Origin of the sequence: Allopusillimonas ginsengisoli (assembly GCF_004153455.1) — a bacterium.
GTDB lineage: Bacteria > Pseudomonadota > Gammaproteobacteria > Burkholderiales > Burkholderiaceae_B > Allopusillimonas > Allopusillimonas ginsengisoli.
The window spans coordinates 355664-371227 of sequence record NZ_SDQE01000001.1 but is presented as its reverse complement, the minus strand read 5'-3'; the positions used below and the strand labels follow the sequence as shown (position 1 = coordinate 371227).

General features: G+C 59.4%; 17 protein-coding genes. 13 read left to right on the top strand and 4 right to left on the bottom strand.

The window, feature by feature from the left end; genetic code table 11:
- Positions 1-21: 21 nt before the first annotated feature.
- Complete coding sequence (gene gapS6b / locus ERE07_RS01915) at positions 22-3336, bottom strand: GapS6b family protein (RefSeq protein ID WP_130007120.1); 3315 nt, start codon at positions 3334-3336, stop codon at positions 22-24.
- 22 nt (positions 3337-3358) lie between these two features.
- Positions 3359-3700 carry a GapS6a family protein gene (gene gapS6a / locus ERE07_RS01910; protein WP_118994197.1) on the bottom strand — a complete coding sequence of 114 codons (342 nt, stop codon included), beginning with the start codon at positions 3698-3700 and terminating at the stop codon, positions 3359-3361.
- A 707-nt stretch (positions 3701-4407) separates the two neighbouring features.
- On the opposite strand from gapS6a, the gene ERE07_RS01905 reads away from it, so the two are divergent.
- From ERE07_RS01905 to ERE07_RS01885, 5 genes are all read left to right on the top strand, one after another.
- The gene (locus tag ERE07_RS01905) at positions 4408-5232 is read left to right on the top strand and encodes a DUF932 domain-containing protein (RefSeq protein WP_118994198.1); all 825 of its coding nucleotides are present in this window, start codon (positions 4408-4410) and stop codon (positions 5230-5232) included.
- An 81-nt stretch (positions 5233-5313) separates the two neighbouring features.
- Positions 5314-7347: a ParB/RepB/Spo0J family partition protein gene (locus ERE07_RS01900; protein ID WP_118994199.1), complete on the top strand. Its 2034-nt coding sequence runs from the start codon at positions 5314-5316 to the stop codon at positions 7345-7347.
- A 718-nt stretch (positions 7348-8065) separates the two neighbouring features.
- Positions 8066-8593, top strand: a complete 528-nt coding sequence (locus tag ERE07_RS01895) for a JAB domain-containing protein (protein WP_164878371.1) — start codon at positions 8066-8068, stop codon at positions 8591-8593.
- Between the two features lie 78 nt (positions 8594-8671).
- A complete protein-coding gene (locus ERE07_RS01890) occupies positions 8672-9007 on the top strand; it encodes a hypothetical protein (RefSeq protein ID WP_128354956.1) in 336 nt (111 codons plus the stop codon).
- Between the two features lie 225 nt (positions 9008-9232).
- A complete protein-coding gene (locus tag ERE07_RS01885) occupies positions 9233-9547 on the top strand; it encodes a DUF736 domain-containing protein (RefSeq protein ID WP_118994201.1) in 315 nt (104 codons plus the stop codon).
- Between the two features lie 73 nt (positions 9548-9620).
- Here the strand turns inward: ERE07_RS01885 and ERE07_RS01880 are convergent, their stop codons facing one another.
- Positions 9621-9917, bottom strand: coding sequence for a helix-turn-helix domain-containing protein (locus tag ERE07_RS01880; protein WP_118994202.1), 297 nt, complete (start codon positions 9915-9917; stop codon positions 9621-9623).
- Positions 9918-10181: 264 nt separating this feature from the next.
- Here ERE07_RS01880 and ERE07_RS01875 point away from each other — a divergent pair, with 264 nt between their 5' ends.
- From ERE07_RS01875 to ERE07_RS01860, 4 genes are all read left to right on the top strand, one after another.
- Positions 10182-10532 (top strand): DUF2958 domain-containing protein, encoded by a 351-nt coding sequence (locus ERE07_RS01875; protein ID WP_118994203.1) that lies wholly within the window; start codon positions 10182-10184, stop codon positions 10530-10532.
- Positions 10533-10902: 370 nt separating this feature from the next.
- Complete coding sequence (locus ERE07_RS01870) at positions 10903-11709, top strand: DUF2285 domain-containing protein (RefSeq protein WP_118994204.1); 807 nt, start codon at positions 10903-10905, stop codon at positions 11707-11709.
- An 83-nt stretch (positions 11710-11792) separates the two neighbouring features.
- Complete coding sequence (locus ERE07_RS01865) at positions 11793-12077, top strand: helix-turn-helix transcriptional regulator (protein WP_118994205.1); 285 nt, start codon at positions 11793-11795, stop codon at positions 12075-12077.
- A gap of 26 nt (positions 12078-12103) precedes the next feature.
- Positions 12104-12964 carry a replication initiator protein A gene (locus ERE07_RS01860; RefSeq protein ID WP_118994356.1) on the top strand — a complete coding sequence of 287 codons (861 nt, stop codon included), beginning with the start codon at positions 12104-12106 and terminating at the stop codon, positions 12962-12964.
- A gap of 174 nt (positions 12965-13138) precedes the next feature.
- Here ERE07_RS01860 and ERE07_RS21590 read toward each other — a convergent pair whose 3' ends face one another.
- Positions 13139-13279 carry a hypothetical protein gene (locus ERE07_RS21590; RefSeq protein WP_164878370.1) on the bottom strand — a complete coding sequence of 47 codons (141 nt, stop codon included), beginning with the start codon at positions 13277-13279 and terminating at the stop codon, positions 13139-13141.
- On the opposite strand from ERE07_RS21590, the gene parA reads away from it, so the two are divergent.
- From parA to ERE07_RS01835, 4 genes are read left to right on the top strand one after another with little or no spacing between them, the layout of a single operon-like run.
- Positions 13278-13916 (top strand): ParA family partition ATPase, encoded by a 639-nt coding sequence (gene parA / locus ERE07_RS01850; RefSeq protein ID WP_118994206.1) that lies wholly within the window; start codon positions 13278-13280, stop codon positions 13914-13916. The genes ERE07_RS21590 and parA overlap by 2 nt on opposite strands.
- A complete protein-coding gene (locus ERE07_RS01845; RefSeq protein WP_118994357.1) occupies positions 13913-14197 on the top strand; it encodes a chromosome partitioning protein ParB in 285 nt (94 codons plus the stop codon). Before parA ends, ERE07_RS01845 begins: the two co-directional genes overlap by 4 nt.
- Positions 14194-14739, top strand: a complete 546-nt coding sequence (locus tag ERE07_RS01840) for a DUF2840 domain-containing protein (RefSeq protein ID WP_118994207.1) — start codon at positions 14194-14196, stop codon at positions 14737-14739. The genes ERE07_RS01845 and ERE07_RS01840 overlap by 4 nt, the downstream gene beginning before the upstream one ends.
- The gene (locus ERE07_RS01835; RefSeq protein WP_118994208.1) at positions 14736-15335 is read left to right on the top strand and encodes a S26 family signal peptidase; all 600 of its coding nucleotides are present in this window, start codon (positions 14736-14738) and stop codon (positions 15333-15335) included. The genes ERE07_RS01840 and ERE07_RS01835 overlap by 4 nt, the downstream gene beginning before the upstream one ends.
- The last annotated feature ends 229 nt before the right edge of the window (positions 15336-15564 follow it).

The window sequence follows — 15564 nt, the reverse complement described above, 5'->3', positions numbered from 1 at the left end:
AAACAGTGTGTGCAGATTTTTTCATGGTTCGGATTCAAATGATTGAAAATATTCAGCGATAATTTTTAAAGACATGAAATGCCCTTCAGCAAAGCTTAAAAATTTTCGACAAATATGCTCCCAAAGGGCGTGGTGCGTCCCTGTTCTGAAGAGCATGTACTTCATAACCTTTGCTAGTCGAAGTTCCGTGTAGCCCTTGCCAAATGAGAGATATAGGCTGAGTCCGTGATTAAATACATGATCGGTGAAAATCTGCCAAGGTGTGTAGCGTGGCCATAGAGTTCTGAGATCTCCGCCAAAGGTATAGCGACTGGACAGATGAACAAAAATCAAATGGAGCAACAGCTCGGATTCCCCTTCATCTGAAAAAATTTGGCGACCGTGATTTTTTATCAGTTGGAACAGAATGAAACTAGCCAACGGATTTGGTGTTTGTGCTAGCGAATGGAGATTTTGGGCAGTGAATGCCAGTGGAAGGGCGCCAACAGAGTAAAGTAAAAAGCCGTGTCGCAGACTCTCAAAGTCGAACTCTTCTTTTGACACAGCCCGAAGAACTATAGCGGCTACATTTGCCGTAGGACTCTTGTTGGCGTGGTGTAAAGCAGAAAAAGCCCCATCCATACAAAACCAAGGAATGTTATTGGCCATGGAAAGCTGAATGGCATCGTAGACGGTAGCGTCTATCCCTTCCTTGATTGAAAAAACCTCAAGATTTGCATCATGAGCCATCGGATAGGCTACAGATGAATTGTCCAGCACTAATTGCAGCGTCTCTACTATGTGTGCGCTATTTTCGCGAATATCCGATGCCGTGGTTCGAACAAGTCTTCCACTATCCGTCACACCTAAGAGCATGAACTTTTCATCGGAGATCTCATTGATGAACTGTGTCAGCTTCTCTTTGGTGGCTGCGGATAAAATAAATGAAATGCCAGCATCTAGTACTGCGCGGACTAGGTTTGTAGTTGCTAAGTAGCCAATGCCGTAAGCGTCAAGCACAATGGCATTAGGGCTAGCCTCACCTTGATTCCATAGGGGTGATTTGGGAATCCGGACGTCAGGCCAGCAATTCAAAGCGCTTTTAAAAGCATCGTTTGGATAGAGCGCATGACCACGAATATATAACGGTAAGGCATCAACCTCTTCCAGTTGCTTGCGACGCTCAGCATCTGAATTTTGGCCGAGTTTTTTCTCTAAATAGGGTACTAACTCAGCAGGGTCAGATGGCATCTGCATCATGACGAAGCAATCGCTGCCATCGTTGTGGATATGTCGCAGTCTTAATGCAAGACGTAAACACCCCACGTAAGGGGGCAGGCGGTCTATCACCCTGTAAGTAGCCATTCCCAAATTGGCGCTTTCGCCTTTCGGCAGATCTTGCAGCAGCCTCCCCAAGTGGCTGGAGGACCTCAATGTGTATTCACCGGAGTTTTGGTCGTCCTCAACGATCAGCCGAGTCTGAATATTTCCTTCCTGCTCATACTCAATGGCAACTGCGCACTGCTCTAATGTAGCCGAGACATCTAAGTCTAAGTCGGTCATGAGGCCTGTGCCAAAGTGGAAATTTACCAAGTCGACGGCTCGGTCTCTGGGGGATTGGATGAACCAATCCACCCACAGCGGCTCTACGCGTTTGAAGTTCCCGGCTCGGGTAAGAAACCCAAGAATGGCCATGACCTCGGGAATCGGAGATTGCAGCACAGCATCAGGTATCCTCTGATGAAAAAGCTGTTGCTCGGCTAAACTCTGATGGCGCGCTCGAAGGTGGCAGCCCTGATACCATGCATATGCCATATCAGGTGCATACTCGACCATGAGATCACTAAATTTCAGTGCAGATGTGATATCCCCCATTCGCTCGGCTTTCATCGCACTGAGGTTTAAGATCATTACAGACTTTTCTGCATCTTTGATTTTGTCGATCACCTTCTCGAATGTTTCGTACTGCTCCGCTTCAAGTAAGCATCTCAGATAGGCTACGACGAACTGAGACGGCCATAACGTGTCATCGGGTATGAGACGGGAGGTGAACTCGATTGCCTTATTAGGTAGTTTGCTGGCGGATAGCTTTTCTGCCAATTCAAATACCACTTCCGGCATCAAGGTCGTTATGTCGTTCCCCCATCGCGAAATGAAACGATCCGCGTGCTGGGCCAATTCCTGTCTCTGCCGTGCACTATGGTTATCTTCATCGTGCTTAAGGGCGTGGACTAACAGTCGAACGTAAGCTTCCTCCATTTCAGAGGCGTCATTTAGTATATGCTCACGACCCACCCATTCTTCGAGCTCGGGTGGTGTTGCCAGTCGAAGGAAGGGCATTATGTCGCTGATTGGGTGACTATTCGCTGCAAGGAACTGGTTGCACCAGGCAGTGCGCTTTTGAGGATTTTCAGTTGCCGCTTTCAGCTCCCTCTGTGATTCGTTCAGCGCGGTCTCGTCACCTAAAGCAGCCTTGCACATCGCAATAGAAGCAGATCGAGTGGGATCAAGATTCGGAAGGTGCTTTTTCAGCGTTTTGAATAAGCTGAGTGGTGCGTAGCCCTGATAAGCGTTGAAAATGGAGCAGGCCAGTTCCTGGACGCGTATATCGGTGCCTTCCGATTGCTCGAATAGCTGAGCAGTGTGGTCAGCCAGATCGTCCAGCCCTTCCTTCACTGCGGGCCGGTTCAACCAAAAGTGACATTTAGCAAGATCAGGGTTGAACTTCATGCCTGTTGCGATGGTAAGAAGCACCTTGGAGTTGTAGGAGGGAAACCACGTATCCAAGTGCTTGGCCATTCGCAGCATCAGATCTGTTAGTTGCAGTCGGGCGGCACCCTCAACGATCCCAGTCAGTTCTGCCTCTGTGGGGTTTCCTTTTCCCGCTGCCTCCAGGTACTCCTTGTCTGCGTACAAACGTAGATACGTCTCTTGGGAGTACGGTCCGGGAGGCGATTTTCCTTCAAAAAGGTCTCTCGCCGCCTGTTCGCGATCAGTACCACTTGACAACTTCAGGAGCGCCGCTAAGCACATGTCCTTAACCACATGATTGCTTGCGGTCGAGATGATCTTCGCAACGGTTTTCCAGGCGTCATCGTGATCTTGAGCTTCAACCAGTCCGCTATAGATTGAAATGACCTCTACCAAGGCGGCAGCTTCAGGGTCTCGCTGGGCCATGGCTTTGAGCATGACCATCTGGGTTTTGGCCGTAGCATTATCCTTTTTTCGAAGGCTTTCGAGCACCAAATCCATTGGAGGAATCAGATCAGCCGGAGCCAGCGATTTGATCTGGACCATGATCTTATCGCCAGCCACGTTATCACCAACACCGGTGTGGCTCTGCTCAATTGTGCTCACGTATGCGGTTCCTGATTATTGATCACTGGGTGATTTTGTTGCCTGCTACATTGTCGCCACTGCCGTTGTGAGTTTGAGTGACGGTATTGATTGTGGATGGCGTAGCTATGGCAGCCTTTGCGTTGATTTCTTGAAGTAGGGTGAGTAATTGCGAGGAATTTTCTAGGCGGCGATTAATGGCTAGCTCACTTAACTCGTCGTTGATATTGAGTTTCGCAAGTTCGGTGGCCAAAGCATCAGCAACCACCTCGTCTTTAATCCAGCTACCTAAACGACTCTTTAGAATATCGCCGCTTAATTGAGCGCCGCGTTTCAATACGTCGTAAATCGTGCTTGCGATGACTCCGGTAGTAATGAAATCCATTCTAGATATTCCTTTGGTGTGAGAAAGGTGGTTTTTACGGCAGCTATCTGGGGAACATGGTGTAGGCTACAGCCGAACGAATGACTGGATGGCAATATGTGCCCGACCAGCATTGCCACTTCTTGTCGTCTCTTGCCACGAAAGGCAGTGGCGCCCCTCAAGAATGTATCAAAAATGAACAGGGCGGTGTTGTCGCTGTTGAAGTTCATCACCTAATCAAACCATAGCGTCTGCGCTTCGCGCACCACGCTGCTCCAGGTTCGCTCCCGCTCATCCCTGACGGGACTGCCTATCGCCAGCCTTCCACATCCCTGACGCCTACGGCCCGGCTTCCCCGCTTCGGGCCTGCGCGCTTCGCTTGCCTGCGGGCGACACCAAAGACCTGGCCGTTGCCTGCTCAACCATCTTTCCTGACTTCATCACCTTGTCCGCGACTGTAGCCCGTGGCCGCGTGCCGTCAAGGCGCGCCAGGCCGTGTCCTCGGCTGCGCCTGCGGGCCGCACCCTCCTGACGCTTCTTTCCTTGACGGCCCCCGTTCGTGGGCTCCTGACCGTCGCGGGCGACGAACTCAGGAAAGACGGTGGCAACGAGGCCAACCGGGTTCTTCGTGCCGACCGCACAACAACAGCTCAAAAGCGTTGGGCTTCCGAATCTTGGAATCCGGTGTGCGGTGAACAGCAAACCCTTTCTTTGTCAGGAGAAATCCCATGCTTGCATCCCGCTTCGCTCCCCATTCCCCCGTGCTTCGCAGCGACCGCCCACTATCGGACGATCAGATCAGGGCGGTGGTGCCGTCCATCTATGCCGATGCTCCACACGAAAGCCGTTCAGAACGCTACAGCTACATCCCCACGGCGGCAGTGCTGACGGAGCTACGGAAAGAAGGTTTTGAACCCTTCATGGTGACGCAGACCCGGGTACGTAACGAAGACCGGCGCGAACACACCAAACACATGATTCGCCTGCGCCATGCCAATCAGGTGAATGACAGCATTGCCAATGAAATCATTCTTTTGAACTCGCACGATGGCACGAGCAGCTATCAGATGCTGGCGGGCGCGTTCAGATTTGTTTGCGCCAATGGGCTGGTGTGCGGCGACACCGTCGCCGATGTTCGCATCCCGCATAAAGGCGACATTACCGGGCAGGTCATCGAAGGTGCTTATGAAGTGCTAGACGGTTTCGAGCGGGTACAGGAATCCCGCGAAGCCATGCAGGCGATCACGCTGGACGCGGGAGAAGCCGAGGTTCTCGCACGCGCAGCACTGGCCCTGAAGTACGACGACCCCGACAAACCTGCACCTATCACCGAAAGCCAGATTCTGATGCCGCGCCGGTATGACGACCGCCGCCCCGATCTGTGGATGACCTTCAACCGCCTGCAAGAAAACCTCACCAAAGGCGGTTTGCGTGGCCGCAGCGCCAACGGTCGCCGCCAAAGCACCCGAGCGGTGCAGGGCATTGATTCCGACATTCGCCTGAACCGTTCCCTGTGGCTGTTGGCCGAGGGTATGCGCCAGTTGAAAGCCTGATTCCCCTACGCGGCAGGGGCAGGCAGCCACCCTTGCCGCGCTTTTCATGGCTGCAATGCAAAACCTCAAGGAGTGTTCACCATGAACGCGATCAACCACACCGAAGCCCAAGCTATCGACACCGCTACGCCCGAAGCCGCCGCCCCGGCGCAAAACCTGATTCTCGTACCGCTGTCGCAGCTTCGCGTTTCAAAGCGCAACGTGCGCAAGTCCAAGACCGCAGGCCAGTCGATTGATGCGCTGGCGGAAAGCATCGCCCGCGTGGGGCTGCTGCAAAACCTCACCGTCATCGCCGCCGTCAATGGCGAGCATTACGAGGTCGTGGCCGGTGGCCGCAGGCTGGCGGCGCTCAAGCTGCTGGCGAAAAAGCGCCGCATCGCCAAGGATTGGGAGGTTCCATGCCTGCTGGTGCCGGACGCCAGCGCCCGCACCGTGAGCCTGACCGAAAACGTGCAGCGTGAGGCCATGCACCCGGCAGACCAGTTTGAAGCGTTTGCGGCACTGGTCAAGGAAGGCCGACCCATTGAAGACATTGCGGCGGATTTCAGCGTCACCCCGCTGGTGGTGCAGCGCCGCTTGAAACTGGCGAACGTCTCGCCGCGCCTGCTGGCCGATTACCGCGCCGATGCCGTGAACCTTGATCAGTTGATGGCCCTTGCCATCACAGACGATCATGCGGCACAAGACGCCGCGTTTTATGACGCGCCCGAATGGCAGCGCAGCCCCCATGCCTTGCGTGATCGGTTGACCGAGCGAGAAATTGACGCAGGCCATGCGCTGGTGCGCTTCGTCGGACTGGACGCCTACGAAGCCGCAGGCGGCGGCATTCGTCGTGATTTGTTCGCGCAGGACGATAGTGGCGTGTATGTCACCGACGCGGCACTGTTGGAAACGCTGGTGCGCCAAAAGCTGGACGACCACGCGGCCACAGTGAAGGCGGAGGGGTGGGCTTGGGTGGATGCCACGCCCTTTGCCACCTATGCCGACCTGCAAGCCTTCCAGCGAGCCCCACGTGAGCGGCGCAATCCCACCAAGCGGGAGGCCGAGCGCATGGAGCGGTTGGAAACCAAGATGCAGGCCACTGGTGCAGCGATTGATGCGGCATTGAGCGATGATGACGAGGAAAAAGCCGATGCCTTGCAGGAGCAGGGCGACAGCTTGGGCGAACAATTGCAGGCGCTGGAAGATCGCTTGCTGGATTACGCCCCGAACGTGAAAGCCGCCGCAGGGGCCATTGTTACCCTTGATCGGCAAGGGGAAATTGTGGTGTATCGCGGTCTGATGCGTGAAGCCGAAGCGAAGGCGCTGCGCACTTTGGAGCGGCTGCGCCAAGGCTTCGGCGGTGAGGATGACGTTAACGGCGAAGGCGAGGATGACGAACAGCCCAAGGCCGCTTCCATGACCGACCGGCTGGCGCAGCGCTTGAGCGCCCACCGCACCGCTGCGCTGCAAATCGAACTGGCCCGGAATCCACAAGCTGCCCTGGCCGCTGTGGTGCATGGCATGGTGCAGACGGTTTTGCAGCGTGATCGCTATCATCGCGACGGCTTGCCACTGGAAATACGCTTGACCGTGCAAGACCGGCTGGAAAGCATGGCCCCGGACTGGCCGGAATCTCCCGCCGCCGTGGCGCTGGCAGAATTGCAAAAGGTCTTGAGCGAAGGCTTGCCGCAGGACAGCGCCGACCTGTTCACCGTCTTGCTGGCAACGCCGCAAGATGCACTGGTGCGGCTGCTGGCAGTATGCGCGGCGGCAACGGTGGACATCATCACCCCCCGCGCTACCGCACAGCAACCGGGTGCGGAGCTCGCGCAGGCCGTGGGGCTGGACATGGCGGCATGGTGGCAGCCGACCGCCGAAGGCTACTTCAAGCACATTTCCAAGGCCGTGATTCTGGATGCCGTGGGCGAGTTCGCGCCTGATCAGGTGTCGCGGCTGGCGAAGCTGAAAAAGGCCGATATTGCCAGCGAAGCCGAACGGCTGGTGGCCGGTATGGGATGGATGCCCGCCATCTTCCGGGTGGCAGCCTCGCAGGACATGGCGGCAGACGAAGATGGTGAAACCGTCGAGGATGCCGATACGCTGAATGATGCGGTGAATGCCGTCGCCGCATAACCCTGACGAGCAACCAGCGCCCCGGTTTCAGCCGGGGCGCTGGCGGTTCATGGGTTTATTTCGCACCGTCCACAATGTCTCCCCGTCATTGTGGACGGTGGGCAAAATCCGGACGCGGCATCGCCGCGCCCGGTGATAACAGCCAAAGCGAAAAGCCAAATCAGCCGTTCGCCGCCCACCGGGCCAGCGGCGACCGGAGCCTATGACACAAGCGCGCCTGGGGGCGGGCGGCCATCGCTGCGCTGGACAAATAGCAGCCCATCCAGGCGCAAGGCACGGAATGACAAGGGCTGTCATAAAGTCTTCATCTCTTATGCACAGGCTTGCTCACAGAATCTGTGGATAAATCCGTGCGTGTCGGCGCACGCGCCGCCGGGCTGTCGGGCAGCGCCACATGCCGGCTTTGCCGTCACGGCCATTCGGCTTCCATCCCTCACGCCTTCGCGTCGGGGGGCGCTGCGCACTGCGCGTGCACGTTGCGCGACCCGCAACGATTAAAGTCTGGCTGCGTTGCACGCAGAGGATTCCAACGCAAAACCCAGTGACACGGTGGGGGCTGTTTTACTCCCGGTCATTGTGTCATGTCGTTCTTATTTTCAAGGGCGGCGCGTCGCCGTGGGCGCCGCTTGCGGCCGCTGGCCGTCTTTGACCCTTGAAACCTGCGCTGCGCCATGCCTTCGGGTTCCGGGCAATCCCGCCCTGAACACTGGAGAGCATCATGAACAACACCATCGCCGCACTGAGCTATGACAACATGGACGAGACATACGCTCTGTATGTACGCAGTCCCAGCGGCCGCTACAAGCTGGCCAGCGACGAGCAGATTCTGGCGGCGGGCCGCACGGCTGCGGAAAGCCTGGTTTCCCAATCGTCGCCGGTCGATCAGCCGACCAAGGTGAAGCAGTTTTTTCAGGCCAAGCTGGCCGGGCTGGGACACGAATGCGCCGCCTTCCTGTATCTAGACTCACGTTTCAAGCCGATTCGCTATATCGAGCAGGGGTCGGGCACGTTGAGTCAGGCCAGCGTCTATCCCCGCGAGATCGTTAAGACGGCGCTGCGTCTGAACGCAGCCGCGCTCATCATGGCGCATAACCATCCGTCGGGTTCAACCGAGCCAAGCATGGCGGATCTGAACCTGACCAAACATCTGAAAAACGCGCTGGCGATGGTAGACGTACGGCTTCTCGATCATGTCCTCGTGACGGCGGCAAGCACAACCTCACTGGCAGAGCGGGGGCAACTGTAAAGCTCCGACAACAGCACAGGGCGCGTTATACCCTGTGCTGTTGTCAGATAGGCAGCCTCAAGTGCTTTCGGTTTTTATATGGCGCCCCGCCAAACGGCGGCGCGGGTCACGCTACGCCTGGGCTTGCTGGCGCAGGTTGCACGCAAGCGTGCCGTCCTCGATGCTGGCGGTTGTTTGTCTGGACATCAGGAGGGGCGGTTCACCGACACGCTGCCCGGTCTGGCTTATGGAGCTTCCACACCGCGTTTTCGACGACAGCGCCGCCACTTGCGGCGGGTGCGTTTTCACCCCACATTGGGAGCCTGGTTCTTGCCCGCATCAGGGCGCTTGCCGGTCAAGCCTGTATGCGGAGAAACCGAGTTCGCCACCTCTCTTTGCAGGACGGTCGGCCTGTACGTCCTTGTCTTGTCGTGAATCCTGGCGGGGGACGGCAAGCCTTCGGGCTTATTGGTCGCAACCGTCCAGCACAAACAATTTCCCCGCCGCCGCGGGCGGCTTCCTCGCGGGACAAATTCTTTGTGCTTCCCGGCCCTTCACGTTGTTACGGCCGCTGGCGCGGTGCGGCCCGCCCACCCCCGCCGACCGGATCACAACAAGGACGCACTGGCGCGACCTTGAATTCCTGAAAGGAGAATCATCATGGCTAACATCGGCACCTTCACCGCAGACAAAGATGGCTACACCGGCACCCTGCGCACCCTGACGCTCAATGTCAAGGTCAAGCTGGTTGCCAACGACAAGGGCGAAAACGACAAAGCCCCCGACTTCCGCTTGCAGGCGGCGAGTCATGACATCGGCGCGGCGTGGAAGAAAACCAGCGAGGCCGGGCGGGAATACCTGTCCGTCACCCTGGACGACCCCACGTTCCCGGCCACGGTCTATGCCCGCCTGATCGAAGGCGAGGACGGCACGCATGATCTGCTGTGGTCGCGCAGCAAGCCGCAGGCGGCTTAAACCACCGCGCCCCGCCTTTCGGCGGGGCGCCTGTTCACCTAACAGCCCATGGCGGCACAGCCGCCCCAGACCTTTATTCTGAGACCTTGCCTTGGGCAAGCTGGGCTTCTGTCCGGGTCATGAGCACGGCCGTGCTGCATTCCAGCGCGCCGGCGATCTTGAAGATAATCGCCAGGGTGGGCGTGTGTTCGCCGCGCTCGATCTTGCCCAGATGGGAGCGTTCAACATTGGCGAGGTTCGCCAGCATTTCCTGGGCGATGCCGCGTTCCGTGCGCAGCGCACGCACCGCTGTACCGAAGGCGTGCGCCAGTTCGGCATCATAGGTAGTGGCGCCGGGTGGCCGGCCGCGCTGGATGGGACGCTTTTGCATAGACACAAGCGTCGTTTGGCGGCACAATTAAAACCACGTTATCTTTAACTCATTCATCCAGATTTCAGCTTTTTCTTGTGTAATGACGCAAACCCGTCAAGGTGGATTCCTTTTAAAGCGCAGATGCGCAAGCGTGCTTTTCAGGGCTTGCGCACAATCGGCATTACGATTGCCCGCTTTTACGGATTCGAGACAAACCGCTTTCGGGTCTTCGCACAAATGCACAAAGGCAGATCAGCGGTTTTACGTTTTGGCAGAGCACACGTGAACCTTTCACTCATCACCGACGACGAACGCGCACAACTGCTCGCTCACGGGCAGGCCCGCGCTGCGGGCCAGCGTATCGACCCGCCGCCGGTCGTGCGGCTTTTCACGCCGGACGCGCATGCGACCTGGCTGCTGACCGCACTCGATCCGGCTGATGGCGACACGGCGTATGGGCTGATCGACCTGGGGATAGGCATGCCGGCGCTGGGCACTGTGCAGCTTTCCGCCTTGGCCTCCATCGTCGGCCCACGCAAGCAGCCCGTGATGCGCGACCGCTATTTCCAGGCGGTGCGCCCGCTCTCGGAATACGTGCGCCTGGCGCAAGAAAACGGTTCGATCACGGATTAACAGGCAGTCGCAATACGAGCCGCGCAGCCCATCTCATCCAGGCGCATTGTGACTATTTCAGTCATGTTCAAGACCGTGACGGTCTGAATCATGAGTCTTGCATGAATACGCGACGGCCCAGACTTAAATAGTCATGATCTTCTGCGCGAAATGCGGCAGGGTCATGGATGCTGCTTGCTGATTCTTCAGCGGTGCCATCATCGCATTCTGATCACTGGTGCAATGGTTAAGACGCAATCGGACTTGATGTTTTTAGTTTCATTTTATGCGATTGGTAGTTAAATCTTAACGTATTGAAACTGGCTTGTGTTTATTGGCTCGTGTTTATTTTCCGATGGTGCTGCCCCGCTGAGTCAAAGGGGGTTGCGTCATGGCCGATTCGCTCGCCAAGCACTGGCATCCGGTTGCCGCGTATCTCTACATCCTGCACTTGGATGGCCCGGCGCTGGCCTGGGAATATCTGCGCCGCCATCCTGATTACCGGCAAGATTGGCTGCGCCATTCCCAGCAGCCGGAAGCCGCGCAGCCCACGGCGCAGCGCTGGGGCTTGCGCCTGCTGGAAGACCCCGCCCTGGATGCGCGTGACGCACATCCGATCTGGTTCCCTAATTCTCATGGCGTTCATCTTTACCCGGACGCCGACCCCATGCCGGGTGCCACGCTATTCACGCTCTGGCGCATCCCCGGTGACAAATCCCTGATTCACGACGGTGTACGCCTGGTGCTGCGGGTGCGTTGGCCGGGTAGCTGCCTGCGGCTGGCGGTGGCCCCTGGCCTGGCAGACGGCATGGCCTACGTCTATGCCGTGCGCGCCGGCGCCGATCTTCTTGCGCACGCGCAAGCGCTCACGCTGGAAATGAACAATCTGGCTCTGGTCAACGACGCCGTTCCCATTGCCGTGGTGCGGCCCCGGCCCGCCTTGTCGGCCTTGCAGGAACTGCACACCTTGCAAGCGCTCGACGCGACCCTGGCGGGTGCGTCCTTGCGCGACATCGCCGAAGGGCTGTTTGGCTCCAAGGCGGTGGCCCGCGACTGGCATGCCGATGGCGCTATGCGCGCTCGCATGCGCCGCCTGGTTCGGCGAGGCGATGCGCTGATGCGCGGCGGCTACCGCCGCCTGGCACAGTTGCCCGAGCCTGTACAGGGACGATCTTCATCCCCTGCAAAACGTCCCTGAGCAAGTCGCCCGGCTTTGTTGAGACTGTCTCCATCCGGCAGCACTGGCGCCGCCGGCTCTACCGACCGATGGAGGTTCATCTCATGCGACCCGCTCCCTTACGGCCCGCCGCCGCACCCATTGCCACGCCCGCGCAGCCCCAACGCTACTTGACCAACGACGAAGCCGCCCAGTACCTGCGCCTGTCGCCGCGCACGCTGGAAAAGCAGCGCGTGATCGGCGGCGGGCCGACGTTTCGTAAATTCGGCCGGCGCGTCATGTATGCGGTGGCCGATCTGGACGCCTGGGCCGATGCGCGCAGCTACGAGGCGACATCCGACCCGGAATACGCCGAGCGCCATGAGGGTGATTATCGTGACGGTCGCTGAGCGTTCGGGTGCGGGCGGCCATCGCCATGTCCAGTCCTTCGCAGTCATCACGGCTGCGACCCCCGCCGCAGCGCGAACAACTGGCGTTGTTCCGCGCACTACCGGGCGAGGACATGGCGCCGCGCGATGCTCAGGATTTGATGGCCTATCCCTTCTTCTCGTTGGCGAAGTCGCGGCGCGTTGCGCCCATCGACTTTCACAGCGGGAACGTCACCATCCGCGTGGAGGGTACACAGGAACACGGTATTGCCACGATCTGGGATGCCGACATTCTGATCTGGGCCGCCAGTCAGATCGTGCAAGCCCGCGATGCGGGCATCCGCAGCTCACGGTTGATGCAGGTGCGTCCCTACGAGATCCTGCGCTTCATTGGGCGCGGTACGTCCTTGCGCGACTACCAGCGCCTGAAAGCCGCCCTCGACCGGCTGCAATCGACCAGCGTGGCCACATCCATCCGCGAAACCACGGGGCGGCGGCTGCACCGCTTCTCGTGGATCAACGAATGGAAGGAGCTGGCCGATGCCGATGGCAAGCCGCTGGGCATCGAACTGATTTTGCCGGACTGGTTCTATGCCGGGGTGATGGATGCGGCCCTGGTGCTGACCATCGACCCGGCATACTTCCGCCTGACGGGCGGCATCGAACGCTGGCTGTACCGCCTGGTGCGCAAGCACGGCGGCAAGCAGCCGGACGGCTGGCAATTCGACTTCCGGCACCTGTACCGCAAATCGGGCAGCGTAGCGCGCTTCTACGACTTTGCCGCCGACTTGCGCGCCTTGGTTGCGCGCCAATCGCTGCCGGGCTACGTCCTGGGCATCGAACTCGTACCGGAGGACAAAACCGAACTGCTCACGTTCCGGCCCGTGCCGCCCACGGCACGGGGATAAATCTGTGGGTAAGTTGTGAATATCCTGTGGATAGTGTCGTGCTATCAGGCAACGGAACACTCGTGCTATCAGGCAACACATCCTCGTGCTATCAGGCAACAAAAATGGCCGCAACCCGGCGCCATTGCTGGCTTTGCGCGCCCCTTAACTTACCTAACTTAACTACTCTAACTTTTAATAGAGAAGCGCCATATCGGTGGGCAGCTTCCAAAAACCAACAATCGGGACGGTCTGAACAGCAAAATCAGCCGAAGCACCATGCCCGTCTGGCAAGGCAAAAACAGACAGGCATTCCAGGTGGGAGGGCTGCGCCATGATTATTGCCTTGCTCAACCAGAAAGGGGGCGCCGGCAAGACCACACTCGCCACCCACATCGCTGGAGAACTCGCGCTGCGCGGTCAGCAGGTCATCCTGCTGGACGCCGACCCGCAGGGTTCCTCACTGGACTGGACGCAGCGCAGAAGTCAGCAAGGTTTGCCAAGGCTGTTCAGCGCCGTGGGCCTTGCTCGCGAAACACTGCATCAGGAAGCGCCGGAGCTGGCCAGACGGGCCGATCATGTCGTGATCGACGGGCCGCCACGCATCGCCGCCCTGGCGCGCTCCGCGCTGCTGGCGGCCGACTACGTGCTGATTCCCGTTCAGCCCAGCCCTTACGACTTATGGGCCAGCGCCGAGATGGTGGCGCTGATTCGCGAGGCCCAGGTGTTCCGGCCCGCCTTGCAAGCGGCCTTTGTCATCAATCGACGGGTCAGCACCACCGTCATTGGGCGCGAAGCGCGCCAGGCGCTGGCCGATCTGCTGCTGCCGACGCTGCGCGCCGAGGTCCGGCAAAGAATCATCTTTGCCGACAGCGTGGCCGCCGGGCGGCTGGCACGCGAGACAGCGCCCGACAGCGCGGCGGCGCGTGAAATCACGGCCCTGGTCGATGAACTGCTGCGGTGGCCGACATGAGAGCGAGGCTGCCACCGAACAGCAAACGCCCGGCCAAGCGCGTCGGAATAGGTATGCGTCCGCCCGTGAATCCACACGCCGAGGCGTGGATTCGCCAGGGCGACGCCGGCGCACTGAACAAGGGCGACTGCTACACCGCCCGCCTGACGCTGGACATCACCCCCGCGCTGCGCGCACGCATCAAGGTGTCGGCCTTCACGCAAGGCGTGACCGTGGCCGACCTGCTGCGCGGTCTGCTGGAGCGCGAGTTTCCAGAACATCGCAAAGAGGACACGCCATGAATACATCCGCTTCGCCTGCTTTTGGCGCGGCGACGGCGGCATCGCTGCCGCTATCCGCCACGCTTGCCAACCAAGCCAACAGCGTGCCGCTGACGCGGGTGGCGCTCGCCACGATCGAACCGCATTTCAATCTCTATCTGCGTTTTGGCGAACCGGCACATATGATCCGGCTGGATCGCTGGCGGCGCTGGGCGGTGTTTATGCCGGGCGTGATGTTCTGCCGCGTCCGCTGGCAGGCCAACGATTACGGCACGGTACGCTGGCAGCTCATGGTAATGCAGGCTTGCACACCGTTGGACGCGGCGCAGCGCATTCCCGGCGTGCAGCCCGGTGCGCGTTTGCTGCTGAACGTCGAAGGTAATCATCCAGTTCGTTCTGTGCTGGAGCGCATTGACGCCATCGAGGCGCTGGGCATCGTGCCCGCCGCTACATCGCCAGCGTACTGGCGCACGCTGGGCAACCGTTTGGCGGCCCGCCTGGCGTTGCCCGAATACACCATTGAGCGGCACACTGCCTGGCTGGCTGGGAGGGCGCTGTCATGACCCCCGATTCCACCACCGCCCGCACACCCGAAGTCGCGCCGTTTCCTCGCTCACGCGTGCGCGCTCGCATCGTCCTGGCGGGCTTCGCCGCCGTTGGCCTCGCGGCGCTCGCCTGGGCGACGTTCGTGCAGCCGCTACCGCGCCTGATCTACAACCCGTCCAGCAGCGTTCCGGCCGGCTGGTATCGCGTCAAACCATTCCAACATCAGTCCGGTTCGCTGCCCCGTCGGCTGGAAGTGGGCAGTATTGTTCTGACTCGATTGCCTGCTGACGCCGCCGTACTGGCCGCGCAGCGCGGCTACCTGCCCGCACATATCCCGCTGCTCAAACGTGTGGGCGCCGTCGCGCCGCAGCACGTCTGCATTATCGACGGTCAGGTGCGTATCGACGGCGTGCCGGTGGCCGCCGCACTGCCTGCCGACCGGCTAGGCCGGCCGCTGCCCTTCTGGCCGCATTGCCGACCACTCCTTGAGAGCGAACTGTTCCTGCTGAGCGCCACACATCCGGCGTCGTTCGACAGCCGTTATTTCGGCCCGGTCAGCGCATCCGGCGTGATTGGCGTCGCGCATCCGATCTGGCTGGAGACACATCCATGATGGCCGCCGATTCGCTGCACGTTGCCGTGCATCTCATCGTGCCATCGGGCATGCTGTTCCGGCTGCTGCCGCCGTGTCGTCGCGCGTGCAGCACGGGCGCATTCGCGCCGCGCCTCGCGCAACATCCGGCGCAGCCGTCCAACGAGCAGGCGTCTTGCCTCGAACGCGCCCGGCCTGCGGCCATTGGCGCGTTCGCCGGCGGGCTGGCTGTCGGCAGCACAGCGCTGCC

Bases quoted from the DNA above. Each gene is read 5' to 3' on its own strand.
- ERE07_RS01905 (WP_118994198.1), top strand. From the start codon at position 4,408: ATGCTTGCATCCCGCTTCGCTCCCCATTCCCCCGTGCTTCGCAGCGAC.
- ERE07_RS01890 (WP_128354956.1), top strand. From the start codon at position 8,672: ATGGCGCCCCGCCAAACGGCGGCGCGGGTCACGCTACGCCTGGGCTTG.
- ERE07_RS01870 (WP_118994204.1), top strand. From the start codon at position 10,903: ATGGCCGATTCGCTCGCCAAGCACTGGCATCCGGTTGCCGCGTATCTC.
- ERE07_RS01860 (WP_118994356.1), top strand. From the start codon at position 12,104: ATGTCCAGTCCTTCGCAGTCATCACGGCTGCGACCCCCGCCGCAGCGC.
- ERE07_RS01900 (WP_118994199.1), top strand. From the start codon at position 5,314: ATGAACGCGATCAACCACACCGAAGCCCAAGCTATCGACACCGCTACG.
- ERE07_RS01885 (WP_118994201.1), top strand. From the start codon at position 9,233: ATGGCTAACATCGGCACCTTCACCGCAGACAAAGATGGCTACACCGGC.
- ERE07_RS01840 (WP_118994207.1), top strand. From the start codon at position 14,194: ATGAATACATCCGCTTCGCCTGCTTTTGGCGCGGCGACGGCGGCATCG.
- parA (WP_118994206.1), top strand. From the start codon at position 13,278: ATGATTATTGCCTTGCTCAACCAGAAAGGGGGCGCCGGCAAGACCACA.
- ERE07_RS01865 (WP_118994205.1), top strand. From the start codon at position 11,793: ATGCGACCCGCTCCCTTACGGCCCGCCGCCGCACCCATTGCCACGCCC.
- ERE07_RS01845 (WP_118994357.1), top strand. From the start codon at position 13,913: ATGAGAGCGAGGCTGCCACCGAACAGCAAACGCCCGGCCAAGCGCGTC.
- gapS6a (WP_118994197.1), bottom strand. From the start codon at position 3,700: ATGGATTTCATTACTACCGGAGTCATCGCAAGCACGATTTACGACGTA.
- ERE07_RS21590 (WP_164878370.1), bottom strand. From the start codon at position 13,279: ATGGCGCAGCCCTCCCACCTGGAATGCCTGTCTGTTTTTGCCTTGCCA.
- ERE07_RS01835 (WP_118994208.1), top strand. From the start codon at position 14,736: ATGACCCCCGATTCCACCACCGCCCGCACACCCGAAGTCGCGCCGTTT.
- ERE07_RS01880 (WP_118994202.1), bottom strand. From the start codon at position 9,917: ATGCAAAAGCGTCCCATCCAGCGCGGCCGGCCACCCGGCGCCACTACC.
- ERE07_RS01895 (WP_164878371.1), top strand. From the start codon at position 8,066: ATGAACAACACCATCGCCGCACTGAGCTATGACAACATGGACGAGACA.